The organism is Rothia nasimurium, assembly GCF_928382285.1.
In the GTDB taxonomy this organism is placed as follows: Bacteria; Actinomycetota; Actinomycetes; order Actinomycetales; family Micrococcaceae; genus Rothia; species Rothia nasimurium_E.
The window spans coordinates 229272-255161 of the sequence record NZ_CAKMSS010000003.1 but is presented as its reverse complement, the minus strand read 5'-3'; the positions used below and the strand labels follow the sequence as shown (position 1 = coordinate 255161).

Genomic DNA, 25890 nt, shown 5'->3' with positions numbered 1-25890 from the left:
TAGCAACGGTCTTGTCCGGTATGGCTTGAGGTTATTTGTAGAGATTTAACGCTCATATTTTTGCCGCGGGTGGGGCCGTTGTCTAGTTGGTGGGTGTGGGGTGCGTGTCTACTTTTGAATAAGCCTCTATAGTTCAGACTGAAAAACGATCGCCGAGAGGAACTGGCTATTACCGACTCACCGCGAATCTACGTCTACGGCTCCTGCGTTGCTCGGGACACCGTCGCTGCTCTGCCTGCCGGAAGTTACACCCTGGCAGGGTACACAGCCCGCCACTCCGTACTCTCCGAAGGTAGCGACGCCAGCGAGAAACTACCGGCCAGCCTCGGTCTCAACTCAGCCTTCCAAGAACGCATGGTTCGTGACGACTGGGCAGGAACCCCCCTGAGACAGCTCTTCCAACGAGCAGAAACCATCGACATATTTCTGTGGGACCTTACCGACGAGCGCCACGGCGTGCACTGGTTCATGAGCGGAGAAATCATCACCCGCTCCATCGACCTCATTCATTCACAGCCAGCTCTTGAAGCTCTTGAACCCCACACCCACGTAACTTTTGGAAGTGACGAGCATTTTGAAGGCTGGAGCGAAAAAGTCACCAACTTCGTTCACCGGCTAGACGACGCCGGCTTGTTAGAACGCACCCGCCTACTACGCATTAACTGGGCTGAGACAACCCCAGACGGGCAACCCACACCCGCATCCATGGGGCTCAGCGCCACAGTCAATAAGCGACCCTAAATCTGGCAGCTAGCTCCAGGAGCTATAAAGCGTAAAACCTACTTGTAGGCCCCCAGCAGCACCGCAGCGCCGCCGTCCACGCCCTTAGCGCCCTGCACATAATCGGGGTTGGCCTTGTGCTCGCCGGTGTCCTTCTGCACGGTACCCAGTACCCAGGAGGGCAGGCCGCGCTTGTTCAGACGCTCAACGGCCGCATCAGCAACCGACGGGTCAACCACAGCAATCATGCCCACACCCAGGTTGAGGGTGCGTTCCAGGTCAGCCTGGGGCACAGAACCCAGCTCACCAATCAGCTTGAAAATTGCCGGAATCTCCCAGGTCGAACGCTCCACCACACCCACGGTACCTACCGGCAGCACACGGGCTAGGTTAGCGGCCAGACCGCCACCGGTCACGTGCGAGAAGCCGCGCACACCCGAACCGGTCTGCCCGTCCTCACCGTTGACCGGGAAAGCCTCAATCAAATCCAGGCAGTCAGCGGTGTAAATGCGGGTGGGTTCCAACAGCTCCTCACCCCAACGATATTGGCGGTGGTGCTGGCCATGACGATTTCATTAGCCATTACGCCCACTGGGTTATTGCAGATTATGTGGTGGGTATCGAGCAACTGGGTAATCCTGGTATCAGGGGGGGCAGCAGGAAATAGCCCTAAAGAATAAAATGATATATTTCAGTTTTGGTGCTGACTATATATCACTGAGCGGATGATGAGTGTAAGAAAACTTTGAGAGAATTATATTTAATTCAGTCAATATCTATAAGAAGGAAATTGCTATTTCCAACACCTTGATGAAATATAATGGCAACTATAATGAGACTGATTTCTTAAGTGCTCAGTGTTCGACTATAATTGTAGAATCCCTATCTGCTGGTACTGTGTTATATCTCTGCTTTAAACTACCGGAAACGGGTGGTGAATCTTAGGTTTTTAAAATTATTTTGTCTATTTGTGCTAATTTAAGAATTTCTCAATAAGCCGTGGCATGCTGGTGGAGGGGTTGGGACCGATCTCGTTGAACTCCACTTTTCTGTCCTGGGCATTAATAGCCCTCCTGTCAGCAACTTCGCAAGCTTCCTGAAATCTTTCTATGGGGAAATCATTTTTTATGCTCTTATCTCCACCCATTTGCAACTTCTTTTTATTTACCAAGTGGCACTCCAGCCAAAACTCAAATGAGCAATGGGAAACAACTACATCCACATTTTGTTCTTGGGCTATTTTAAGAGCCTGCTCTAGTGTAGATGGAGAGCCTGCGACTACTCTTGTGTTGTAGTGGTCTACATCAACAACGCAAAAGTATCCGGAGTAGCTAGATTTATCAGTGGACTTTTTGTTTGCGCAAGCATTTATGACACTTACTGGATCCGAGCCCCTTGATACATTGGCACCCTTACCATTTTTTCGTGGTCTAGGGTCAGTGATTATTTGAACACGCTGAAATTGGGGGAGTTGTTGAAGTCTTTCAAAATATTGAGGTTCAGTTAAAACTCCCTCGGTTACCACAAGAAACCTCTTGCCCTCAATTTTTGATTGCCCGCGTGGCTTGCGCTCAGCTCGTATGCCTCGTGAAAATTTATTTTTCCTTGCCACGGTTACTCCTCATGATTGGTTTCAACGATTGGGGTATTTAAAATAAGACCTCTTAGGGCTGACGGTTGGGTTTTGGGCAAAGCTCCAAATCGATGATTTAGGTAGCGACGTTCAAGGTTGGCATCAGGAGGGGTCTTGAAACCGGTGAGATCATATAATTCTGTTGCTCCTTCAAGGTCTTTTTCAACAAACCAGAAGCAGTCAGAAGTAAGCCCTAGCTCACTTCTATGTTCTAGTATATTTGTATTATGGGTTGACAGAATAAGCTGTGCTCCGTGTGGGTTGTTGATATCATTTGTGAATAATTGAATAATCATTTCAATTAATGATTGATGTAGGCTGGCATCAAGCTCGTCAGCAACAAAAATACCACCCTGTCTGAGTACATCTATAATTCTTGGCGCAACAGAAATCCAGGCTTGAGTTCCATCAGATTCATCGATGAATCGTAACTCATATGGTTTACCGTTTTCTCCGACGTGCTTAAACACTAAATTGTATACAACATCAGAAATTTCAGAAGGTTTAGCGGAGGGGAGTTGATGTTCTGATGAGGATTCAACTGCCTCAATAAATTTTTGAAGCACGTCGAAAGCCTCTTTTGGGATTTTCGCTTCATTCACTGTAATATTGTTAATCCCAAAATCGGCAGCGCGTAGCATCTCTAGTAAATCTGAGCGGCTTATTTTGCCGTTGATTAATGATGTGACAATTGAGTCAACCCGACTACTTACGCTACCTGAACCTGACCCAATGATAGAAGTTTGAAAGATTTCAGATGCAATAATTGATAGCGGGCGAATGTTGTTTCTGTAGGCGGCGGAAAGAATTAACTCTGTTTGCTGATAATTGCCAAGTGCATTTTGTTCGGTTTTTGAAATAAAACTATCGTTCCATACGGTGTCATCTCCATCTTCGTCAACGATGCGGTGGAAGCATGTTGACCATCGAATTTTTGCTACCCTGCGTAGCCATTCCTCTCTCACTCCACGTGTGTCAATTTCGAACCCGTACAGATAGCGTTCGTCATTAGAGGAGATGAAGTCAAACTCATAACGGCTTGGGAAGATCGAAGCGGAGTCGCGAAGTTCAAAAGGGAAATGCGGGAAATATGATCTATCCCGCCAGCTTGTTGCTGAAGATCGTATTGCTTCTATAGCAAACTCTAATGCGTCTATGAGGTTGCTTTTTCCAGACGCGTTTGGGCCGAAGATGATTGCACTGGTTTCCAGCTCATCTTCCCAGGTTTTACCTTGTGCTGGACGGTTGCGCGACCCCAATTTAGGCGCCATATCAAGGGTTTGTGTGTCCCTGATGCTCCGATGATTACGTACTGTAAAGCGAATTAGTTTCATGTCAAACTTGTTTCCAAATCTATAATGGAGTCGATACTCTCCAGGTGTTAAGTCTACTCTAGTACGTTTTTTGTGTATATCTGACGGTTGAGTCCCCTTGGGGTCGAACTTAACAGGGAATGATTCCCAGTGGTTCAGATATGAGTCTAGATGTTATCAGTTATCCTGTATTCCACTAAGTTTTGGGCTGATCTAGTGCGTAGAGGTGTTCTTCCGGTGCTAGGTGACTGCCTCTGCGTGAATTTGGGGGTAGTCTACCTTTTATAGAGCCCAGTACCACTGCCGCGCCGCCGTCCACTCCCTTAGCGCCCTGAATATAATCAGGGTTGGACTTATGCTCACCAGAATCCTTCTGCATAAAAATATGGGACTGGGCAGTCTTACACAAACGATACTTCCCGGAGGGGCGCTACCTTTGGGTCACGTTGGAGGGATTCCTTCTTATTTAAAGTACAGGCTTCAACGGAGCCTAAAGCCAATCTCAACCTGAGCAAATTATTCATTTGACAAGGGGTAATAGAGGTTGCCCACAGGGTTCTTTTTATTTAATCAATCGCTTTGAAGCTGATAAGTTAGAAGCAACACGCTGTTCTGCAACTTTCAAGTCGGTGTTCGTCAGCTGTGCCCGGAGGCCGAAAAGGGAGCCGGTACATCCCGGTACCTTAAATGCCTAGGAGCCCCAAAAACAAGCGGAACGAAACGGCGGCCTCCCCTTGTAGGGAGGGCGCCGTTAGCGAATGAGGGGAGGGCTTACTTGTAGGAGCCCAGCAGCACCGCCGCGCCGCCGTCCACGCCCTTAGCACCCTGCACGTAGTCGGGGTTGCTCTTATGCTTGCCAGAATCCTTCTGCACGGTACCCAGCACCCAGGAGGGCAGGCCGCGCTTGTTCAGGCGCTCAACAGCCGCATCGGCAACAGACGGGTCAACCACAGCAATCATGCCCACGCCCAGGTTCAGGGTACGTTCCAGATCAGCCTGGGGAACAGAACCCAGCTCACCGATCAGCTTGAAGATAGCGGGAATCTCCCAGGTGGAACGCTCCACCACACCCACAGTGCCTACCGGCAGCACGCGGGCCAGGTTAGCGGCCAGGCCGCCACCGGTCACATGCGAGAAGCCGCGCACACCCGAACCGGTCTGGCCGTCCTCACCGTTCACGGGGAAAGCCTCAATCAAATCCAGGCAGTCAGCGGTGTAAATGCGGGTGGGCTCCAGCAGCTCCTCACCCAGGGTACGGCCCAGCTCGGCCACCTCACGCTCGTACTCCCAGCCAGCAACCGAAAGCACCTTACGCACCAGGGAATAGCCGTTAGAGTGAATACCGCTGGAGGCCATAGCAATCAGCACGTCACCCTCGCGCACGCGGTCGGGCCCCAGCAGCTCGTCGGCCTCGACGATGCCGGTAGCGGCACCTGCTACGTCGTACTCGTCCTCAGCCAGCAGACCGGGGTGCTCAGCGGTTTCGCCGCCCACCAGGGCGGTACCAGCCAGGGAGCAACCCTCAGCCACACCGCGCACAATATCGGCAATGCGCTCGGGTACCACCTTGCCGGTGGCAATGTAGTCGGTCATAAAGAGCGGGCGGGCACCGGTCACAACGATATCGTCGACGACCATACCCACCAGGTCATGACCAATGGTGTGGTGGATATCGAGCTTCTGGGCAATTGCCACCTTGGTGCCCACACCATCGGTGGAAGTCGCCAGGTAGGGCTTGCGGTAATCCTTGAGCACAGACAGGTCAAAGAGGCCAGCAAAGCCGCCCACACCGCCCACTACACCGGCCCCGTGAGTTGCCTTGACGGCGTCCTTCATCAGCTCAACAGCGCGGTCGCCCGCCTCAACATCTACACCAGCCGAAGCGTAGGTAACTGCGTTCTGGTTCTCGCTCATTTAGCGGGCCTCTCGGTCAGTGCCGGTAGAATCGGCAGGAATCGTATCTTGGGGAAGGACTAAATCTTCAAGGTCAGAATCGGGTCCAGGCTCACAGGAGCCGGTGCTCGATGACGCCTGGGCACCGTCGAACTTATGTTCCAACGAATCGGTGCCGGGGCGGGTATCAATCGACACCGCCTGGGCCTTAGAAGGCTTATGGGCAACAGGACGCTCCACCGTCACCTCAGCCGCGGTACCGGCCAGCGGGCCTCCCTTGGAATCATCAAAGATGGACTTGCCGCGGCGGTCTTCGCTGGGCAGCTCGATGGGGTACTTACCGGTAAAGCAGGCGGTGCACAGACGCTCGCGGGGCTGCTCGGTAGCGGCAATCATGCCCTCTTCTGAGATGAAGCCCAGGGAATCTGCACCCAGCGACTTACCGATCTCTTCAATGGTCAGGCCGTTAGCGATCAGCTCGGAACGCGAGGCAAAGTCAATACCGTAGAAGCAGGGCCACTTGACCGGCGGGGACGAAATCCGCACGTGTACCTCTTTCGCACCTGCCTCTCGCAGCATGCGTACCAGGGCCCGCTGGGTGTTACCGCGAACGATAGAATCGTCAATCACGACCAGGCGCTTACCCTCTACTACGGAGCGCAGGGGGTTGAGCTTGAGCCTAATGCCCAGCTGGCGGATGGTCTGTGAAGGCTGAATGAAGGTGCGGCCCACATAGGCGTTCTTCACCAGGCCGTTGCCGAAGGGAATGCCGGATTCCTCGGCGTAACCAATCGCCGCCGGGGTACCGGACTCGGGGGTGGGCATAACTAGGTCAGCTTCTACCTGGTGCTCACGGGCCAGCTGACGACCCATCTCAACACGGGACTCGTAGACACTGCGGCCCGAAATCGTGGTATCGGGGCGAGCCAGGTACACGTACTCAAAGACGCAACCGGCGGGCTTAGCTTCGGCGAAGCGCTGGGAGCGCAGGCCGTCCTCGTCGATGGTGATGAACTCACCGGGCTCTACCTCGCGCACGAAGGACGCACCGACGATGTCGAGGGCAGCGGTTTCTGAGGCGATAACCCAGCCGCGGTCAAGACGGCCCAAGACCAGCGGACGCACGCCCTGGGGGTCGCGCGCAGCGTAGAGGGTGTGCTCGTCCATGAAGACCAGGCAGAAGGCACCTGAGAGGGTGGGGAGTAGATCGAGGGCGGCCTCTTCGAGGCTGTCAAAGTTGTGATCCTTGAGCAGAGCAGTAACCAGGGCGGTGTCGGTGGTGTTGCCCTGGGCGAGCTCACCGCGTTCGGGGCGCTTGCCGCCGTTCTTGGCTAGCAGGCGGTCGTAGAGGTCAGCCGAGTTAACCAGGTTGCCGTTGTGGGCGAGGGCGAGCGTGCCGTGGGGGGTGTCGCCCAGGGTCGGCTGCGCGTTCTGCCAGATGTTGCCGCCGGTGGTGGAGTAGCGGCAGTGGCCTACTGCCATGTGGCCGGTCATTGAGTTGAGGGTGGCCTCGTCAAACACCTGGGACACCAGGCCGATATCTTTGTAGACGTTCAGGTGTTTGCCGTCGCTGGTGGCGATACCGGCTGACTCCTGGCCGCGGTGCTGTAGGGCGTAGAGGCCGTAGTAGGTGAGCTTAGCGATATCTTCGCCGGGGGCCCATACACCAAAGACGCCGCATTCGTCTTTAGGGCCGTGATCAACGGGGTCAAGGTCGAAGGATAGTTTTCCGTCAGGACGAGCCAAGGTGGTTTTCCGTCTCTTGTTGTGGGGTGGTTATCTCGCCGTGCAGCGTGGGGTAGCACACGTGAGCGAGCGAACATATCAAGTGTACCTGCCCGATACGCTACTGATAAGTAAAGCCCACCGTGTGAACGTTTCTGCTCACGGGTGGGCTTGATTTAGTCTTGCTGGCTGACAGCGCGGTAGGTGGTGGTGCGCTTGGCTGAGCGCTTATCGAGGAGCAGGGCTACTACGATGGCGGCGGCGGTGCAGAGGGCCCCGAAGATAACGGCCATCACGCCGTAGATTGCACCGAAAGTATAGTTGGGGTTTTCCGGGCCGAGGGCGGTCACAACAAAAGCCACAATGAGGCCGATGAGCAGGCCGGTGATAGCAAAGGCCGGTAGGGAGGGGGCTCGGCGTACCGTCAGGTTGGCACGGTCAGGCGCGGATACCGGCGCAAAATGCTGGCCGGGGGCTGCCTGCTTCTCAGCCTCGGTGAGGGGAGCAGCAGGTTCGGTGGGACGGCGGAATCTCGACAGAATGCTCATAACTACTAACCTTACCAAGGCTAGATTTATAAATCGTCTGTTGTCTGTGCCAACTCTAAAGCATGGAGAGACGTATATCTTTGACTTTGTGTATATGCGCTTCCGCGACCGTGACGCTCGTGTTTAATGGGATGGTTAAGGGTTCTATGCTCACCGTGGGGAGGTTTTTCGTCGGGTGATGAAAGGATAAAAACCTGGTAACGACCACCTTCCCAACCTGCAGCGCGGGCAGCCAAGATAGCGTTACCAAGTTTGCGTTCATTTCGGTTGTTGCTTGCTATGAGCTGCTCTGCGTGTTCTTCAGACCAGGGCACATCATCACGTTTAAATTTGATTCGTGCTACTTCAGGCTTAATCTCTTTCTCCGAGTAAAAGGCTATATATTTGACGTCCTTGAAGGATCTCCCGGCCTGGCACACGTAGATATGGTGGTCGCAGTAGAGAGGCCAGGCGTCCTTCCCCGCTACCACAACGGTGTCTTCTGAGTTTACGGGCTTTTCTGCGTAGATAGTATGAACTCTCGATACAGATCGCATCCAGTTCTCGAACTGCGGGTCTATATAACCAGCCAACTTAAAGATTCTTGTAGCTTCAAAGAGAATGTCTGTATTAAGCAGAGAATCGTGGTGGGCGATCCTATTTCTAAATTTTCTTACCGCTTCTAGCTCTACAGCGACAGATTTACGCTTCCCTTGGTAGGCGTACGGAAATGCTTTATGCAGGCACTTTTTCCATAGCTCATCATATTTGCTTCCCAGCAGTCCAGACCAGAAGCCAAAAGAAAGAGATGCTGAAATCTGCTCCCGGTTATTTTGATGTACTTCAGGGAGCCGATTCCGCCCTGTTGCTATCATTTCAGCGATTTGATGATTGATGAGAGGCTGGGAAAAAATCCAAGGAATACTTGAAGGGCTATGCTCATAGTGTTCTCTGAGCGCATTATCGATGGAATTGCGCACTCCTACTTCGAGGTAAGCAATCAGCTCAAAACAAGTACTCGCCATGCGGTGAATCCAGGTGTAAAGTTCCAGTGCTTCGGGAGCTGAAGCTGTTTGCGCCCTATAAGGTGAGAGACGGGGCTCAGAAAGGAGTTCCAATATTTTTGTAATGTCCATCTCATTTTTGTTAGGCATGTGGTCATGCTACCATGAGTATGAACGCCCCGGTGCGGCCTCTGCCTTGAGTAAGCTCCCGGGGCTTTTATTTTTATAGAAGCGGTAGGTAGTCGCTCAAATCAGCGCGCAGCCCAGAAGCTGAAATAGCGGACGCTGATTCCTGCCAGCTGGCATATCCCAGGGTGATAGCGCACCAGGTGAACGCATCGGTTTCAACCACATTGGGAGGGGTACCTCGGGTATGGCGCGGCCCGGCGATACACTGGGTCACCCCCATGGGCGGTACCCGCACCTCCACAGAATTCCCCGGGGCAAGAGTCGCTAGCTCCTCGAGTAGAAAACGGACGGATGCCGCCCGCACGCTCCGGGGCAGGGCAGCGAAAGCCGCCGCGCGGGCGTCCTCACCCTCTGTACCCTCAAAAACCTGCCGTACCTGGGCAAGGGCGGCGAGGCCGTCCGCCTCGGTAATCTTGCGGCGAATCGCCATTAGAGGAGCCCCTCGAAGGCAGCGCCAGGCTCAAGAGAACCAACGGGCTGCCCGCCGCCGGTGATGGGTAGGGTGGTTCCAGCAATCGCCCGGTCAGCCACCTCAGCCTCTACATAACCTGCCGCCTGGAGCGCACGCACAGCGACCAGAGAAGCAGCCCGGTTAGAGCCGTCAAGCATCTTCAGCGCCACCGATGCGCCAGAACGCAACCCAATAGCCAGCACGCCCTCAGCCCCGCGCTTGACCACAGCATCGAGGGTCTCAGCCAGCACCGTATCGGAGCCGCCGGTGGCATGGACGTACTCGGGGTAGTCCACCATAGCCGTTGCGACGGTGGCTGCGCGGGCATCAGCTCTGATGTTCTCAACCGCCGAGCCCAGAGTGGAATAGGCCCGGGCAAGGCCCACCAGCGAGGTAGCAGCAACAGGGGCACCGCACCCGTCCACGGTCACATACTGGGGAGTTTCACCCGTGAACTCCTCAATAGTCCGAAGTACCAGCTCCTGCAGGGGGTGGTGCGGGTCGGTGTAGTTATCTGTCGACCACCCTGACTTCACACAGCCCCACAGAAAGGCCGCGTGCTTACCGGAACAGTTAAAAGCCAGACGCTGCTTGTCGTGGCCGGCCCTTACCAGGGCGTGGTAACTGGGCTCATCAGCAGGCCAAGCAGGAGGGCAGAGTAGCGCATCGGCGGTCAGCCCGGCCTCAGCCAGCACCGACTGGGCAACCTTCATATGCTCAAAAGAACCGGTATGGGAACCAGCAGCTAGCGCAATCTGGGCCCCCTGTAGCTCAGCCCCCGCGTTCATCGACGCAATAGCCTGCAAGGGTTTGAGCGCCGAACGGGCATAGACCAGAGCCTCGGGGGTTCCCAGGCTCAGGGCGGTAGAGCCGTCGGGCGCCAGTACGACCAGCGACCCCACATGGCGGGACTCGATAAAGTCACCACGAGTGACGACTGCCAGCTCTGCTGCCTGCTGCGCGGTAAAAGTCTGCATGCCCACCAGTCTACTGGGTAGCCACTAGCGCTGAAACGAGCGATGCCCGCACTTATTCTGATTCATCCGCAACTAGTTGCGGGTTTTTCAGAATAAATGCGGGCATCTACCGACTGGCCGTGCGAGATGAGCCGGGTGCGGCGTCCTCGCTACTGCTCTTTCTGCTGCTCAGAAAGAGCCTTGAGCGCCTCGCGGGCCGCGCGGGCAGCTCGCTGCGCCTCAACCTGGGCCTCGTCTGCAGCTGCTAGAGCCTGGTCGGCTGCCACTACAGCGGCCTGGGCCAGAGCACGTGTGGACTCAACCGCCACAACCTGGGTGGGACTAACCGGACGCTCCGGCGCGGACGCCAGTTGCTGAGTGGGTGCCGGGGCAGCCACTTCGTGCCGAGCGTCTTCCGCCGGGGCGGACGTCCGCGCTTCAGTAGGTGCGGGGGTTGCAGTAGGTGCCGGGGCAGCCTCTTCCTCGTGGGCCTGAGCTTCGAGCTTGGTGCCTTCAACGTCCAGGTCAGGGAGCAGGCGGTCGAGCCAGGCGGGGAGCCACCATGCCTTTTCACCCAGCAGGTACATGAGCGCCGGAATCAGGGTCATGCGCACGACGAAGGCGTCCAGCAGAACGCCGACCGCCAGCACGAAGCCGATGGAGGCAATCATGGGGTCGCCGGAGAAGACGAAGCCGATAAAGACACCGGCCATAATCAGCGCCGCAGCGGTGACCACGCGGGCGCCGTGATGGTAGCCCACGACAACCGAGGTCTTAGCCCCGCGACCGTGCGAGTAGGCCTCTCGCATGCCCGAGACCAGGAAGAGCTGGTAGTCCATGGCCAAGCCGAAGAGAATACCCACAGCCAGAATTGGCAGGAAGGCAAGCAGCGGGCCGGGGGTTGAAACGTTGAAGAGCTCAGCAACCCAGCCCCACTGGAATACAGCCGTGGTCGCACCGAGTGCTGCCAGCAGGGAGAAGAGGAAGCCCAGAGTTGCGGTGACCGGTACCAGAATGGAGCGGAACACCAGAATCAGAACCAGCAGCGACAAACCCATCACCAGCGCAACATACACCGGCAGAACCTCAGCCAGGTTCTGGGCAATATCAACGGCCATCGCGGTCTGACCGGTGACGCCGAAGGTCACCTCACCGTTCTCGGTTGAGACGGTCATATCACGCAGGGCGTGCACCAGGTCGGTGGTTGACTGGGCGTTGGGGCCCTCATCGGGAATCACCTGGTAGAGCAGGGCGGAGTTATCGTCAGAGATCATAGCGGGAATGACGGCTGAAACGTCGCTCTGATCCAGAAGGTCCTGGCCCACCTCAACCTGCAGAGCCTTAGCCTGTTCCTCGGTGGTTCCCTCGGGCAGACGAGCTGCTACCACGATGGGGCCGTTCTGACCCTCACCAAACTTGTCGGCAATCGTGGTGTACGAGATGTAGGCAGCTGAATCCGTGGTTTGAGAGGCACCGGTCGGCAGACCCAAACGCATATCGGTCACAGGCAGGGCGACAGCACCCAGCGCCAGAACCACAGCGGCAACGGTGGCAATCGGCTTCTTCAAGATTAGGCCGATCCAGCCGCGGTGGGCCTCCTCGTGGTCAGCCGCCGCCTGCTTAGCTTCTGCCCGAATGGAAGCCGCCTGGGCGTCGTCCTCGCTGGCAGCCTGAGCACCAGCCGCAATTTTCGCCCGCTGCTTTTTGCTCAGGATGCGCTCACCCAGCAGAGACATTACGGCGGGGGAGAGAGTGGTGGCTACCGCCACGGCAACAGCAACCGCAAAGGCACCGGCGTTACCCATCACGCCCAGGAAGGGGATGCCCACGACGTTCAGGCCCAGCAGGGCGATGATAACGGTAGCGCCGGCGAAGAAGACCGCGCCGCCGGAGGTGCCGGTGGCCAGGGCGATGGACTCCTTCACGTTCATTCCCTTAGCCAGGTTGGTGCGGTGGCGGTTCAGAATGAAGAGGGTGTAGTCGATACCCACAGCCAGGCCCAGCATGGTGCCCAGGGTGGGGGTAGTGGAGGTCATCTCGACGATGCTCGAAAGCGACAGGACGGCCAGGGCCGAGGTGCCCACGCCAATAATCGCCATGATAATCGGCAGCCCGGCAGCGACCAGGGTGCCCAGCATCAGGAAGAGGACGATAAAGGCAATGCCGATACCGATAGCCTCAGCGGTCGCGTTCATCGCAGGCTCAACACCCTGCATGTACTGGTCGTAGGTGACGGTCAGGCCGTTATCGGACAGCACGTTGAGCTTCTGCTGAGCTGCATCAAGGGTCTCAGCGGGAATAGAGCCGGTCTCAGCATCGAAGGTAACAGAGATAATAGCGGTGGAGTTATCATCAGAAATTGCAACACCGCTCTCAGACATCTGCAGCAGCGCAGCATTCTGCTCGATAGTGCTCTTGCCGCTCTCTAACTGGGAACGGGAATCTTCAAGCTGGGCAAGACCGGCTTCATAATCGGCGCGACCCTGATCGAGCTGGGCCTGGGCCTCTTCCAGCTGGGTGCGGCCCTGATTGAGCTGCTCAGCGGTAGCGTCCAGCTGAGCCCGCTGGGCATCAAGCTGGGCCTGCTGGCCGTTAAGCTCACCAAAAGCTTCCGGCGGAGCACCCTCACCCTCAAGGCGGCTACGGGCCTCGTTCAGCTGATTCTGGGCGTCCTCAAGCTGGGCATAGCCCTCATCGAGCTGCTGCTGACCAGACTCAAGCTCAGCCCTGCGGGAATCAAGCTCAGCCTGCCCCGAATCCAACTGGTTCTTAGCGCCATCAAGCTGCGCCTGGCCGTCCGCAAGCTGCTGCTCGCCCCCGCTCACCTCAGCCTGACCCGCCTCAAGCTGCACCTGGCCGTCTGCAAGCTGCTGAGCTACAGCAAAGGGATCGGTGACGCTATCAACGCCCTCAACGGTCTCGGTCTCAGCAACGGCGCTCGCCACAGCAGCCTTCTGCGCATCGGTGAAGGCTGAGCCGTCCTCGGTCTGCACAATGGCAGAACCGGTACCGGCATTGAGATTCAGGTTGAAGGTGTCGCTCAGCTCTTCCTGAACCAATTGCGCCTCGGTGCCAGGAATGGTAATAGAATCGGTCAGCTCCCCTTTAAAGGAAGCATAAGCACCGCCAGCTAGCGCAATCACCAGCGCCCAGATGCCGATAACGGCCCAGGCGCGGCGAGCTGCGAAGCTGCCGACTTTGTAGAGGAATTCAGACATGGTCTGCCGGTTTCCCTTTCGCGTAGTTGTGTTTTCTCTTAGGTGGTCTGATCTGCGGCAACGCTGCCGTCAGCGGTAAATACCGGGGTGCCTGCGGCTACCTGGTCTAGGTAGGCGTGGATATACGGAACAAACATATGGGGCTTGATAGTGAACGGCACAGAAAAGCCCTTAAAAATGCTGTCGTCAATGTCCTGGGCAAAGCGCACCCAGCCAATCATGTAGGCCGTCATCAGGTTGTGAACGAGCAAACCTAAAGCTAAAACCTGGTTGACGGAGAGCGCTGGGTAGAGTCGGTTCACCTCGTTGAAAAAGGCGTTGCCGATGTCGTCCAGGGTCAGCCTGACTTCTCTAGCTACTAGTTCAAATTCGTCATGACCAAGAGCTGCTGCCAAGGTCATAAACCGGATAATGCTTTGCTGAGAGCGGCGATTGTCTATCGCGTCGTGGAAATGCTGAACGAGAGCGCGGGGGAGCTCTTCTGCCGGTAGGTTCTGGGGTAGGGGCGGTTCATCGATGCAGGGTTCCAGATGGGTAGACAGCTGGTAGGTGAGGGCGTCTTCGAGCTTTTTAAAGTGGTTGAAGACGGTACGTTCTGAAACCCCTGCCTGCTCGGCTAAGGCAGAGGCGGTGAGGCCTGCCCGTCCGCTGGTGAGCACGATGTGTTCGGCTGCTGCGGCGATTTTTTGTTTGGAGGCCGTTGAGCGTGCCCTGCGCCGGTCCGGAGGGGGGATATTTTTCAGCATGTATTTACAGTAACTGCAATATTGCAGGAACTGCAAATAGTTGGGGTGTGGGGTTAGGCACGAGCGGATGAGTGCGGGCTAGTGGGGGGGGCGACCGGGCAAACTTTCCGCATTTATTCTGAAAACTCCGCAACTAGTTGCGGGCAAATCAGAATAAGTGCGGGGAGATGGCGGGCCGCGCGAGTTGAGTGGGGAGCGATGGCTGGGCGCGGCGCGGACGCCTGAGGCGGCTTCTGGTTGAGCGGTTGGGTAGTGGCTCCGTGGGGCACATAAGGGGGTGGCTCCAACTGTGACCTTCTGTTGCGGTTTTATCCACATGATTGAAGTATGTCTTGATAAGGGATAATGCGGGTTATCCACAGGTTTGAAAATAGCGCTTGAGTGCTCGCAGCCACTCTGCGACAGTAGTCCCATGCACGACAGAATTGAACGGGTTGCCTCAAAAGTCAAAACATCTCAACAGCTCAATCTGGAAGGAGTGAGTAAAAACCTCATTGGTGCTATGCACCGAAGGGGAGAGCTGATCCGGCTGACGCGGGGTGTCTATATCTCAGCGGCAGAAGGTCGGCAGTTTACTCCCGAAGAGCGGTGTATTGCTGTGGCCGTAGCGCTCGCGACGTCTCATCGGCAGGCGGTGCTCAGTCATGCTTCTGCTGCGTTGATGTGGGGCGCTCCGCTCTTTGGGTTGCCCGCAAAGGTTGAGCTGTCTCTTCCGCGTTCTAACCATCGGCACCATAGCCAGGTCAGGTACCATAGCGCCCGGTCAGAAGTATGTGAGGCGGCCCAGATGGTAGCTGGTTTTCCGGTCACGGACCCGCTCACGACTATCCTTGATTGCGCCCGATCTTTACCTGCGGTTCAGGCCTTGGCGATTACAGATTATTTTCTGCATCATGCGCATGTGCCTTACCGTGATGTATATGCCCACCTCGTAGGCTCTAGCGGCTATCGAACAGGAAGCTTTTCCCTCATCGCTGAGTCGATGAGTGCTTTGACTGAGTCGCCTCTTGAATCCCTGGCAATGCTCAGAATCGTACAGTCCAAGCTTGAGCGCCCTCGTCAGCAGCTAGAAATCTGGACGCACGACGGTCGAGTGCACCGCGCAGATTTTGCCTGGGAGTCTTTGAAACTTCTTTTAGAAGTCGATGGCCTACGCAAGTACTACGGCGCCTACCGCTCACCTGAGGAGCAGCTGCGTAGGGACGCTCTGCGGCAGCGTTCGCTTGAGCTTGCGGGGTGGACGATCATTCGGACCACCTGGGATGATCTGATGAACAGGCCTCAGGCCGTTATTCAACGTCTCATGCAAGGTGGAGTGAAGAAACTTGAGCAGTAACCGGCAGTTCTCCCCGCACTTATTCTGAAAATACCGCAACTAGTTGCGGGCAAATCAGAATAAATGCGGTAGGTAGCGGTAGGTAGATGGGTGCGGACGCCGCTGCCCACCTACCAGCCCCTGGCAGGGGAGTGGGCGGCGGGCGTCCGCAAAAATCTACCGGCAAAAACCGCTCAAACTGCGGTAAAAACTTCATCAAATCGTGACCTTGCCGGTAGCCTAAAAGAATGAAGGTTTTGGTACTGGGCCCCGGCGGTCGTGAACACGCAATAATCCGAGCACTCCTGAAAGATCCAGCCGTTACCGAGGTGCACTCAGCCCCCGGCAACGCGGGTATCGCCCAGGACGTCCCCGTGCACGCTATCGATGCAAATAACCCCGAGGCAGCCCTGGCGCTAGCCACCGAGCTGGCCGCTGACCTGGTCGTCATTGGCCCCGAGGCTCCCCTGGTCGCAGGCGTCTCAGATACCCTGCGCGACGCCGGCTTCGCTGTTTTCGGGCCGTCTAAGCCCGCTGCCCTGCTCGAAGGGTCCAAGGCCTTTGCCAAGGAAGTCATGGCCAGCGCCAATGTGCCCACCGCTATGGCTAAGGTCGCCACCAACCGCGAAGAAGCAGAAACCGCTCTCGCTACCTTCGGCGCCCCCTACGTCGTGAAAGATGACGGCCTGGCCGCTGGTAAGGGCGTCGTTGTCACCGAAGATTTCGATGCAGCCCTAGCCCACGCTGAATCCTGCTTCGCAGCTGGCGGTAGCGTCGTCATCGAAGAGTACCTGGATGGCCCCGAAGTCTCCCTCTTCGTGATCTCCGACGGCAGCACCTGCCTGCCCCTTTCACCCGCCCAGGACTTCAAGCGTATTTTCGACAACGACGAGGGCCCCAACACCGGTGGCATGGGCGCTTACACCCCCCTGCCCTGGCTGCCCGAAGGTTTCGTCGAAGAGGTCATTGAGCGCGTAGCCCAGCCCACCGTTGATGAAATGACCCGCCGCGGTACCCCCTTTGTGGGCGTGCTCTACTGCGGCCTGGCAGCTACCTCCCGCGGCATCCGCGTGATCGAATTCAACGCCCGCTTTGGTGACCCCGAAACCCAGGCCGTTCTGGCCCGCCTGCGCACCCCGCTCGGCGGCGTCCTTCTGGCAGCGGCCAAGGGAGAATTGCCCGCCGACCTTGCTCTTGACTGGGACCCCCGCACCGCCGTCGACGTGGTCATGGCTGCAGAGAATTACCCCGACACTCCCCGCAAGGGCGATGCCATCACCGGCCTGGACGCCGCCAACCAGCGCGAGAACGTGCACGTTGACCACGCAGGTACCGCCCTCGACGGTGAAGAGATTGTCACCGCCGGTGGCCGTGTGCTGGCTGTCGTCGCCCTGGGCGAGAACCTCACTGAAGCCCGCGAGGCTGCCTACGCCGGCGTCCGCGACATTGCATGGAAGGGCGCCCAGTACCGTTCAGACATTGCGCTCGCTGCCGCCGAGAATCGCATTCAGATTCCCACCCAGAACTAACCTCCTGTGACTGCCCACCGCACCCGCGTGGGCAGTCACTTTTCTATTACCTCACAGCCCACCTGCACACCCCCAGGAGAAAATCATGAGCCATACCCCCGTAGACATTCCCGGCTGGAAGCACGTGTATTCCGGCAAGGTCCGTGACCTCTACATCCCCGACGAGGACACCCAGGACGTCACCGGCCTGAACGTGAAGGACGACGCCGAACTGCGTGCCGGCTCCGTGATGGTGGTTGCCACCGACCGTATCAGCGCCTTTGACCAGGTGCTTCCCACCGAGATTCCCGATAAGGGCAAGATTCTGACTCAGATGTCCCTCTGGTGGTTTGAGCAGCTTAAGGGTGTGCCCAACCATGTGCTGTCTACCGACGTGCCCGAGGTGGTGGCTGGCCGCGCCATGATCTGTAAGTCTCTGAACATGTTCCCTGTTGAGTGCATTGTACGCGGTTACCTGACCGGCTCCGGCCTGGCTTCTTACCGTAAGACCGGTAAGGTCAACGAGTTTGAGCTGCCCGCCGGTCTGGTAGATGGATCCCGCCTGGAACCTGCCCTCTTCACGCCCACGGGCAAGGCAGAGGTGGGGGAGCATGACGAGCCCATCACCCGTGAAGAGCTCGACGCTGAGGTGGGGGAGGCTATCGCCGACCGCCTGCAGGAACTGACTCTCTATGTCTACGAGACCGCCGAGAAGATTGCGCGTGAGCGCGGCATCATTCTGGCCGACACCAAGATTGAGTTCGGTACCGACTCCTACCGCGGTGAAATCACCCTGGGCGATGAGGTGCTGACCCCCGATTCATCGCGTTTCTGGGATGCCAACGACTACGAGCCCGGCCGTGCCCAGGCGTCCTTTGATAAGCAGTACGTGCGCGACTGGCTCAAGAGCGAGGAGTCGGGCTGGGACGGCACCGGCCCTGTGCCTGAGCTCCCTGCCGAGGTCGTAGAGAAGACCCGTGCCCGCTACGTTGAGGCCTACGAGCGTCTAACCGGTCAGAAGTTCGAGGCCTAGACCTGCCCATCGCGCACCTTCTGGTGGTACTCATAATGGGCAGCACCAATTTCTGAGAGGGCGTAGAACCATCGAATGTGCTCAGCGACTGTTCGCTGGGCACGTTCTGCATCTCCTGCGATAACCGCCGCGTAGATGGCCCGGTGTTGCTCTTGAAGCTCCCGCTTGGTGGCTTGCCAGTCGTCGAGGTAGGGCACGGCCTCCTGCACATAGCCCACGGTGGCCAGGTGCAGGGAGTCAATGACGGTGTCCATGACGATGTTGCCGCCGAGGGACGATATTTCGTAGTGGAAGCGGGTGTCGCAGAAGTGGAAGCGGTCGTCGCTAATATCTGCGTGGTCCATTTCTTCGAGGTAGCGCCGGGCTGTGGCGAGGGACGCGGCGTGTTCGGGCTGGTGGGCTACGTCGGCGGCGCGGGCGGCGGCTTCGCCTTCGAGCAGGACGCGGGTGCTCACGATGTCTGCTACCGGCAGGGTGCGGGTGGCGATGTGCATGCGCAGGGCCCAGCCGAGGGCGTCTGAGGGTTCCGAGACTACGACAGCGCCGGCCTTGGGGCCTGAGCCCACACCTGACCGAATGAGGCCCACGGCTGAGAGAATACGCAGGGCTTCGCGCACCGAGGCACGGGAAATGCCGTACTCTTCGGCGAGCGAACGCTCACCGGGTAGCCGGTCGCCCACGCGCAGCTGGCCGTGGCGCAGCCGGTGCTCTATTGACTCGAGCAGGGCGGTGTAGGTGGGCTCTTTTTCTTTCACACGCTGTCTTTCAAGTGGGGTAGGTACATAGACAAGGTATAGGGAAGGGCGGTGCAGTTCCAACGTGTGTTACGTGGGACTGCACCGCCCTTGTCTGCCTAACTCATAGGGCGAGGCTGGTGATTAGTGGCCGGTGAGGTAGGGCTCAACCAGAAGACCGGAGAGAACGGTTGCCTGGAGGAAGACCAGGGCACAGACGGCCAGCAGCAGGATGAAGGACCAGCCGAGAACTGCCTTGAAGATTTCGGACTCCTTGCCTTCCATGTTGACCGAGGTGGCCGCGATGGCGAGGGACTGGGGTGAAATCATCTTGCCGACTACACCACCGGTGGTGTTAGCTGCCAGCATGAGTTCGGGGTGGGCACCGGTCATGCCGCCTTCCTGCAGGTGCTCAGCGGCGGTGACCTGGAGCTTGGAGAAGAGGGCGTTGGCTGAGGTGTCGGAGCCGGTGACGGCGGTGCCGACCCAGCCGAGGACGGGTGCCAGGAAGGCGTAGGCTACGCCGAGGGAGGCGACGTATTCACCGATGGCAACGGTCTGGCCGGAGTAGTTCATGACGAAGGCCAGGGCCAGAACCAGGGCGATGGTGGCGGCTGACCAGCGCATCTTGTAGGCTACGGCGCCGATTTCCTTGAAAGCGTCGCCCATGGAGAGCTTGTACTTGCCGTTTTCGTTGAAGATGGCGTAGAGGATGGCGACCAGGATGCCGGAGATCAGCAGGTAGGTGCCGGGGTTGTTGAGCCAGGACCAGATGTAGACAGTCTTGACGGGGTCGCCGGAGGCGGTCAGCAGGCGCTCGGAGAGCAGGGGCATCTTGACCTCAACGGCGGTCTCCTTCATCCAGTTGACCAGCGGGGTGTAGAGGTTTGCGACACCGAAGATGATGACAACGACCAGGTAGGGCATGAGGGCCATCCAGATGCGGCGGCCGGGCAGGTGCTCAACTTCGAGGGGGGCGGTGATGCCGTAGCGCTCGCGGACGCCTTCAACGCCGCGGGGCTTGACGAAGCGCAGGAAGACAACGGCTGCTGCGATGGAGACGATGCAGGCTACGACGTCGGTGAGCTGGTAGACGAAGTAGGTTGCTGCCCACCACTGGGCGATGGCGAAGGAGGCGCCGATGACGGCTGCGTGCAGCCAGGCGTCCTTGAGGCCCTTTACGCCGTCGAGGATCCAGAGCAGGATGAAGGGCACGAAGAAGGCGATGAAGGGGGCCTGGTGACCAACGAGGGCTGCGATGACGGTGGCGTCCTTGCCGCCCACTTCACCGGCGGTGGTGATGGGGATAGCGACGGCGCCGAAGGCTACGGGAGCGGTGTTGGCGATCAGGACGGTGGTGGCTGCCTTGAGGGGCTTGACGCCGAGGGCCAGGATCATGGTTGCGGTAATAGCAACGGGGGCGCCGAAGCCAGCGAGGGCTTCAAGGAGGCCGCCGAAGCAGAAGGCGATGAGGATGGCCTGAATGCGCAGGTCACCGCCGCCGATGAGGTCGAAGGTGCGGCGCAGGTCTTCAAAGCGGCCGGAGAGTACGGTGACCTGGTAGAACCAGATGGCCATGAGGATAACCCAGACGATGGGGAAGAGGCCGTAGATGCCGCCGCGGAAGGCGGACATGCCGGCGAGATCCCAGGGCATACCGAAGCCGAAGATGGCAACGAGCAGGGCGACCAGCAGGGAGACCAGGCCGGCGACGTGGGCGCGGGCCTTGAGGCCGAGCAGCATGATAAAGAATGCCAACAGCGGCAGGGTGGAGACCAGGGCGCTGAGCGCGAGGCTTCCTCCTACGGCGTCGGTTACAGCGGTATAGGTATTTTCCACCGTATTCTCCTTAGTGATGTGTGGTATGGCTGGGCGTCACATCTGTGGGGCGCTGAGCCAAAAAATATGAGGCCTAACCTTCTGTGGTCAGACCATTGTTTTTCGAGGTCTACGTTACATGAGGTGGTTCACCTTCGCCAAGCTGTAGCCGCATCTATTTGCGGTATTTTTTTCGTCCCTGTGATTTTGTGGGTTTTTCGGGGTTTTTGGGTGCGCTCTTGTGTTGGCATGTGCCTGCTTGTGTGGTTCTTGGGGTGTGCGGACGCCCGCGGCGGGGGAGCGGGGTTCTTTCAGCTTTCTTTATGTGGTCAGACCGTTAGGTTATTTGCATAAGAAAATATGCCCTATTTAAAGTATCGAAATGCCGACCCCATCGTGTTAAATGAGGGAGTAGGAAAAGAATCTAACAGGCACCCCGCCCGCCCTTCCTCTCCCACCCGGCCACCGGCGTCCGCGCCCCTGAACCGGTGAGGAAAACGCGGGCTACCCATGCCGCACAGAAGAAGAGAGAACCAACATGCGTGTCGCACTGTTTTCAACGTGCATCGTCGACGCAATGTACCCCAAGGTAGCTAAGGCTACCGTTGACATCCTGGAGCGTCTCGGCCACGAGGTCGTCTTCCCGCAGGGCCAGACCTGCTGCTCCCAGATGCACGTCAACTCGGGCTACTTCGACGACGCCTACCCCATCGTCAAAACCCACGTACAGGCCTTTGAAGAATGGGACTTCGACGCAATCGTTGCGCCCTCAGGCTCCTGCGTCGCCTCCCTCGGTCACCAGCAGCCCATGATTGCAGAGCGAGCAGGCGACAACGCCACCGCCCGCGCTGCCGCCTCACTGGCTGCCCGCTCCTTCGAGCTCTCCCAGTTCCTCATTGACGTCTGCGGCATCACCAACGCAGCAGAACAGCTGGGCTCCTACTTCCCCGAGAAGGTCACCTACCACTCATCCTGCCACGGTATGCGCCTGCTGGGTCTGGGCACCCGCCAGGAAGACCTGATCCGCACCGTTGAGGGCCTGGAATACACCCAGATTGACGGCCTTGACCAGTGCTGCGGCTTCGGTGGAACCTTCTCCTTTAAGAACGCAGACACCTCCGGCGCCATGGTTGCCGACAAGGTAGAGAACATTGAAGCAACCGGTGCATCGGTCTGCACCGGCGGCGACTCATCCTGCCTGATGAACATCGGCGGCGCTCTCTCCCGCAAGAACTCACCCGTACAGACCGTACACTTCGCCGAGATTCTTGCATCCACCAAGGAAAACCCGCTCAAGGTCACCGGCCCCGTAGCTGTTACCGCAGGAGGTAAGTAAAGCCATGTCAACCATCGCACTCGGCATGCCCAAGGTCCGCCACGGCGTCGGCAATATCTTCGAATTCGAGCCCTTCCCCGAATACGCAGAGAAGGAACTCCAGAACGAGCAGCTGCGCGCCAACCTGGGCTTTGCTACCCACAAGATTCGTAACAAGCGCGCCGCCGTTATCTCAGAACTGCCCGACTGGCAGGATCTGCGCACCGCAGGTTCCATGATCAAGCAGAAGGTCATGGCCAACCTTGACACCTACCTCGAAGAGTTCGAAAAGAACTTCACCGCCCGCGGCGGCCACGTACACTGGGCCCGCGACGCCCACGAGGCCAACGAAATCGCCCTCAAGCTCATCCAGGCTGAAGGCGTCACCGAGGTCAACAAGATCAAGTCAATGGCCACCGCCGAAACCGGCCTCAACGAGTTCCTCGAAGAGCACGGCATCCACGCCATCGAAACTGACCTTGCAGAAGAAATCGTGCAGCTGGGCGATAACGACCGCCCCTCCCACATCCTGGTGCCCGCAATTCACCGCAACCGCACCGAGATCCGCGACATCTTCCTCAAGAAGATTGAGGGCGTCAACCCCAACCTCACCAACGACCCCGCAGAACTGGCAGAAGCCTCCCGCTTCCGCCTGCGTGAGAAGTTCCTGACCAACAAGGTTGCCATCTCAGGCGTCAACTTCGGCATCGCCGAAACCGGCACCATGACCATCGTTGAATCTGAGGGTAACGGCCGTATGTGCCTGACCCTGCCCGATACCCTGATTACCTTCATGGGCATCGAAAAGCTGCTGCCGACCCTGCAGGACCTCGAGGTCTTCACCCAGCTGCTGCCCCGCTCGTCCACCGGTGAGCGCATGAACCCCTACACCTCCATGTGGACCGGTGTGACCCCCGGCGACGGCCCCCAGAACCTGCACGTCATCCTGATGGATAACGGCCGCACCGCAGCCCTGGCCGACCAGGTTGGTCGCCAGGCCCTGCACTGCATCCGCTGTTCAGCCTGCATGAACGTCTGCCCCGTCTACGAACGCGCAGGTGGCCACGCCTACGGCTCCACCTACCCCGGCCCCATCGGCGCAATTCTCTCCCCCCAGCTGGGCGGTATCGAGAACCAGTACAACTCCACCCTGCCCTACGCATCCTCCCTCTGCGGCGCCTGCTACGAGGCCTGCCCCGTCAAGATCAATATCCCCGATGTGCTGGTTCACCTGCGCGGCAAGGCCGTTGATCATGAAAAGGCCCAGGGCGAGTTCGAAGGTGGCAAGAAGGAACGCCACGTGCAGATGGACGCCATGATGTTCGGCGCCAAGAAGCTCTTCAGCTCAGGTGCCCTCATGGCCCTGGCCACCAAGGGTCTGCCCGCCTCCAAGCTGATTACCGGCAAGAAGGGCAAGATTACCAAGCTGCCCGGTATCGTCGGCGGCTGGACCGAATACCGCGATATCCCGGCACCCCCCAAGACCTCCTTCCGCAACGAGTGGAAGAAGGAGCGCGGCTCTGCCCCCAAGCGTGTAGGCGGCGAACGCGTTGACCTGCAGGCCATCATTGCCGCTAACCAGGCCAAGATTGCCGAGGCCCACGCCAACGCTGAGACCGCTAACCCCATCGCCCCCAAGGAGGCCAACTAATGTCTGATGCAAAAGCAGAAATCCTGGGCCGCATCCGCGCCTCCCTCTGGGACAACCCCCAGCCGGCTGAGCCCGTCCGCTCCTACCGCCGCGAAAGCGACAAGGGCGCCGAGGAAGTCATCGAGATGCTGGTCGACCGCCTGATCGACTACAAGGCTAACGTCTACCACGAGACCGAAGAGACCATCGCCGCCCGCGTGGGCGAGCTGCTCGGCAAGTCCTCCCGCTACGTGGTGCCCACCGGTCTCAAGACCGAGTGGCTGCCCGAAGACACCGCAGCCCGCTCCCGCGTGGTTGACTCCGGCAACGCGAATAAGCCCGGAGCCCTCTCCGTGCGCGAACTTGACGCCATCGACGCGGTTGTCACCTCTTCAACCGTCTCCTGCGCTGAGACCGGCACCATCGCCCTGAACAGCACCGAGACCGAAGGCCGCCGCGCCATCACCCTGGTACCCGACCACCACATCTGCGTGGTTCCCGTCGATACCATCGTTGAGCTGATCCCCGAGACCGTGGCCCGTCTGAACTTCGACAAGCCCATCACCTGGATCTCAGGCCCCTCAGCGACCTCAGATATCGAGCTGATCCGCGTTGAAGGCGTGCACGGTCCCCGTACCCTGGACGTCATCATCCTTAAGTAGGCTGATACCCGCTCTGTGATAGAAAGGGCCCCCTTGCTCAGGCAAGGGGGCCCTTTTGCTGGGTGCTCCAAGGGGAGCTAGGAATTCGGACGCTTGATGACGGGAATCGCGCCAGTTGCCGCCCGCACCGCGGCGGCCCGCTCTAGCTTCTTAGCGCTACGACGCTGCCGCGAGCTTGAGCCGCCATCGTTACCTGAGCTGCTACCGGCGTCCTTGCGCCCCACCGCCCCAAGGGCCGAGGCCCAGAGGGGAAAGAGCAGGACGGTCAGCGCCCCACCTGCCACCAGCAGGGAGGCGTTCTGTTCGCTGAGCAGGTCGTTGGCCAGTGCCACCTCGGTGACAGCAACAATGATGGGCAGGCCCGCAGCAGAGTAGAGCCCCAGCTGGAGCTTTTCCTGCACGGCGGTGAGCCCCGAACCGGTGTCGAAGAACTTTTCAGCGGCAAAGACAGGCAGGCCTCGCACCACCAGAATACCGAGCACAATACCGGCAAGAAGCAGCGGCTGCTCCCAAATGACCGACACCTTAATGCCCATACCTGAGCTCACGAAGAAGAGGGGAATGAGGAAGGAAAAGCCGAGGGCCTCAAGACGCTTGGAGAAGGGCTCAAAGGCACCATCGGGGGTAAGGGAGCGCAGGATGATGCCGGCGGCAAAAGCGCCGAGCACCACATCGAGCTCAAAGACCGCGGCGACCATCATGAGGGTAGCCAGAAGGAACATGGCCAGGCGGAGCATGGTCTGGCTGGTGGTGTTAGCCTCAGCTGCCATGGTGCGGCGCAGGCCAGGAATATGCTCGAAGAGGCGGTGGGGCACAACCGCTGAAATAACCGCAATGACCATAAAGGCCAGCAGAATCAGCACCGCAACCCAGGGGGCGTGCGAGGAGAGCAGCAGGGACATCGCAAAGATAGGGAGCACCTCGCCGATAGCCCCGTGCACCATCACCCCGTCGCCGACTTTCGTGCCCGCCTTACCGTGGCTTTTGAGCAGGGGCAGCAGGGTGCCCAGGGCGGTTGAGCTCAGGGCAATACCGATGACCGCGTAGGTAGAGAAAGTACCCGAAAACTGGGAGAGGCTCATGGCCAGAACCAGGCCGAGAGTGAAGCTCACCAGCCAGGACCCCACAGCGAAAGCCCCCTGGCGTCCGCGCAGAGCTCCGGCGTTAATTTCGTAACCAGCCAGCAAAAAGAGCAACCCTAACCCCAGGTCTTTGACCAGGGCAACCCCGCCGTCGGTACTGGCAAACCCTAGCACCTGCGGGCCAATGAGTACACCGAAGATAATCAGGAAGACAACATCAGGGATTTTCTTCTTCACCAGGGCGGACGCCAGGGGCGCCAGTAGGGCAGCGGCAGCTATCCAGAAGATAGAAACATACTCGCTGGTCGCCGATGAACCGGCGGCCAGAAGGACGACGTCGGTGGAGTGGGTGCTCATAGTGACTTTCAAAGAGGTGAGGGGCAACCTAACCAGTGTGCCATGGCTTCCCCTGCCCGCG

Annotated in this window: 20 protein-coding genes and 1 pseudogene; 7 read left to right on the top strand and 14 right to left on the bottom strand. The window is 58.4% G+C overall.

Annotated elements, in window-relative coordinates:
- The first annotated feature begins 138 nt into the window (after positions 1-138).
- Positions 139-741: a DUF6270 domain-containing protein gene (locus L6758_RS05665; protein ID WP_336604449.1), complete on the top strand. Its 603-nt coding sequence runs from the start codon at positions 139-141 to the stop codon at positions 739-741.
- 38 nt (positions 742-779) lie between these two features.
- Here the strand turns inward: L6758_RS05665 and L6758_RS05660 are convergent.
- The 11 genes and pseudogenes from L6758_RS05660 to L6758_RS05610 form a co-directional block, all read right to left on the bottom strand.
- Positions 780-1256: pseudogene (locus L6758_RS05660) on the bottom strand (AIR synthase-related protein); the annotation flags it as partial.
- 437 nt (positions 1257-1693) lie between these two features.
- On the bottom strand, positions 1694-2332 hold the full coding sequence (locus tag L6758_RS05655; RefSeq protein WP_237204666.1) for an RloB family protein: 639 nt from the start codon (positions 2330-2332) through the stop codon (positions 1694-1696).
- A 2-nt stretch (positions 2333-2334) separates the two neighbouring features.
- Positions 2335-3687 (bottom strand): AAA family ATPase, encoded by a 1353-nt coding sequence (locus L6758_RS05650; RefSeq protein ID WP_237204667.1) that lies wholly within the window; start codon positions 3685-3687, stop codon positions 2335-2337.
- Positions 3688-4437: 750 nt separating this feature from the next.
- The gene (gene purM, locus L6758_RS05645; protein ID WP_237204668.1) at positions 4438-5580 is read right to left on the bottom strand and encodes a phosphoribosylformylglycinamidine cyclo-ligase; all 1143 of its coding nucleotides are present in this window, start codon (positions 5578-5580) and stop codon (positions 4438-4440) included.
- Positions 5581-7305: an amidophosphoribosyltransferase gene (purF, locus tag L6758_RS05640; RefSeq protein WP_237204669.1), complete on the bottom strand. Its 1725-nt coding sequence runs from the start codon at positions 7303-7305 to the stop codon at positions 5581-5583.
- A 155-nt stretch (positions 7306-7460) separates the two neighbouring features.
- Positions 7461-7832: a hypothetical protein gene (locus tag L6758_RS05635; RefSeq protein WP_237204670.1), complete on the bottom strand. Its 372-nt coding sequence runs from the start codon at positions 7830-7832 to the stop codon at positions 7461-7463.
- Between the two features lie 26 nt (positions 7833-7858).
- Positions 7859-8965 (bottom strand): Abi family protein, encoded by a 1107-nt coding sequence (locus L6758_RS05630; protein WP_237204671.1) that lies wholly within the window; start codon positions 8963-8965, stop codon positions 7859-7861.
- Between the two features lie 73 nt (positions 8966-9038).
- Positions 9039-9434, bottom strand: a complete 396-nt coding sequence (locus L6758_RS05625) for a sterol carrier family protein (RefSeq protein ID WP_237204672.1) — start codon at positions 9432-9434, stop codon at positions 9039-9041.
- Positions 9434-10432, bottom strand: coding sequence for an asparaginase (locus tag L6758_RS05620; protein ID WP_237204673.1), 999 nt, complete (start codon positions 10430-10432; stop codon positions 9434-9436). Before L6758_RS05620 ends, L6758_RS05625 begins: the two co-directional genes overlap by 1 nt.
- 149 nt (positions 10433-10581) lie before the next feature.
- Positions 10582-13629, bottom strand: a complete 3048-nt coding sequence (locus L6758_RS05615) for an MMPL family transporter (RefSeq protein WP_237204674.1) — start codon at positions 13627-13629, stop codon at positions 10582-10584.
- 38 nt (positions 13630-13667) lie between these two features.
- The gene (locus L6758_RS05610; RefSeq protein ID WP_237204675.1) at positions 13668-14375 is read right to left on the bottom strand and encodes a TetR/AcrR family transcriptional regulator; all 708 of its coding nucleotides are present in this window, start codon (positions 14373-14375) and stop codon (positions 13668-13670) included.
- Positions 14376-14787: 412 nt separating this feature from the next.
- Between L6758_RS05610 and L6758_RS05605 the strand changes: the two genes are divergently transcribed.
- The 3 genes from L6758_RS05605 to L6758_RS05595 all read left to right on the top strand — a co-directional run bounded on the left by L6758_RS05605 (position 14788) and on the right by L6758_RS05595 (position 18231).
- Positions 14788-15711: a type IV toxin-antitoxin system AbiEi family antitoxin domain-containing protein gene (locus L6758_RS05605; protein WP_237204676.1), complete on the top strand. Its 924-nt coding sequence runs from the start codon at positions 14788-14790 to the stop codon at positions 15709-15711.
- A gap of 227 nt (positions 15712-15938) precedes the next feature.
- Entirely contained in the window at positions 15939-17219 is a 1281-nt protein-coding gene (gene purD / locus L6758_RS05600; RefSeq protein WP_237204677.1) for a phosphoribosylamine--glycine ligase, read from the top strand.
- Positions 17220-17304: 85 nt separating this feature from the next.
- The gene (locus L6758_RS05595; protein WP_135012541.1) at positions 17305-18231 is read left to right on the top strand and encodes a phosphoribosylaminoimidazolesuccinocarboxamide synthase; all 927 of its coding nucleotides are present in this window, start codon (positions 17305-17307) and stop codon (positions 18229-18231) included.
- On the opposite strand, the gene L6758_RS05590 is transcribed toward L6758_RS05595, so the two are convergent.
- Both L6758_RS05590 and L6758_RS05585 read right to left on the bottom strand, forming a co-directional pair.
- Positions 18228-18986, bottom strand: a complete 759-nt coding sequence (locus tag L6758_RS05590) for a FadR/GntR family transcriptional regulator (protein WP_237204678.1) — start codon at positions 18984-18986, stop codon at positions 18228-18230. The genes L6758_RS05595 and L6758_RS05590 overlap by 4 nt on opposite strands.
- A 123-nt stretch (positions 18987-19109) precedes the next feature.
- Positions 19110-20804, bottom strand: a complete 1695-nt coding sequence (locus L6758_RS05585; protein ID WP_237199882.1) for an L-lactate permease — start codon at positions 20802-20804, stop codon at positions 19110-19112.
- A 517-nt stretch (positions 20805-21321) separates the two neighbouring features.
- Here L6758_RS05585 and L6758_RS05580 point away from each other — a divergent pair.
- From L6758_RS05580 to L6758_RS05570, 3 genes are read left to right on the top strand one after another with little or no spacing between them, the layout of a single operon-like run.
- Positions 21322-22119, top strand: a complete 798-nt coding sequence (locus L6758_RS05580; RefSeq protein WP_237194982.1) for a (Fe-S)-binding protein — start codon at positions 21322-21324, stop codon at positions 22117-22119.
- 4 nt (positions 22120-22123) lie between these two features.
- Positions 22124-23749, top strand: a complete 1626-nt coding sequence (locus L6758_RS05575; protein ID WP_237204679.1) for a LutB/LldF family L-lactate oxidation iron-sulfur protein — start codon at positions 22124-22126, stop codon at positions 23747-23749.
- The gene (locus L6758_RS05570) at positions 23749-24390 is read left to right on the top strand and encodes a LutC/YkgG family protein (RefSeq protein ID WP_237204680.1); all 642 of its coding nucleotides are present in this window, start codon (positions 23749-23751) and stop codon (positions 24388-24390) included. The genes L6758_RS05575 and L6758_RS05570 overlap by 1 nt, the downstream gene beginning before the upstream one ends.
- A gap of 77 nt (positions 24391-24467) precedes the next feature.
- On the opposite strand, the gene L6758_RS05565 is transcribed toward L6758_RS05570, so the two are convergent.
- Positions 24468-25829, bottom strand: a complete 1362-nt coding sequence (locus tag L6758_RS05565; protein ID WP_237204681.1) for a cation:proton antiporter — start codon at positions 25827-25829, stop codon at positions 24468-24470.
- Positions 25830-25890 lie beyond the last annotated feature (61 nt).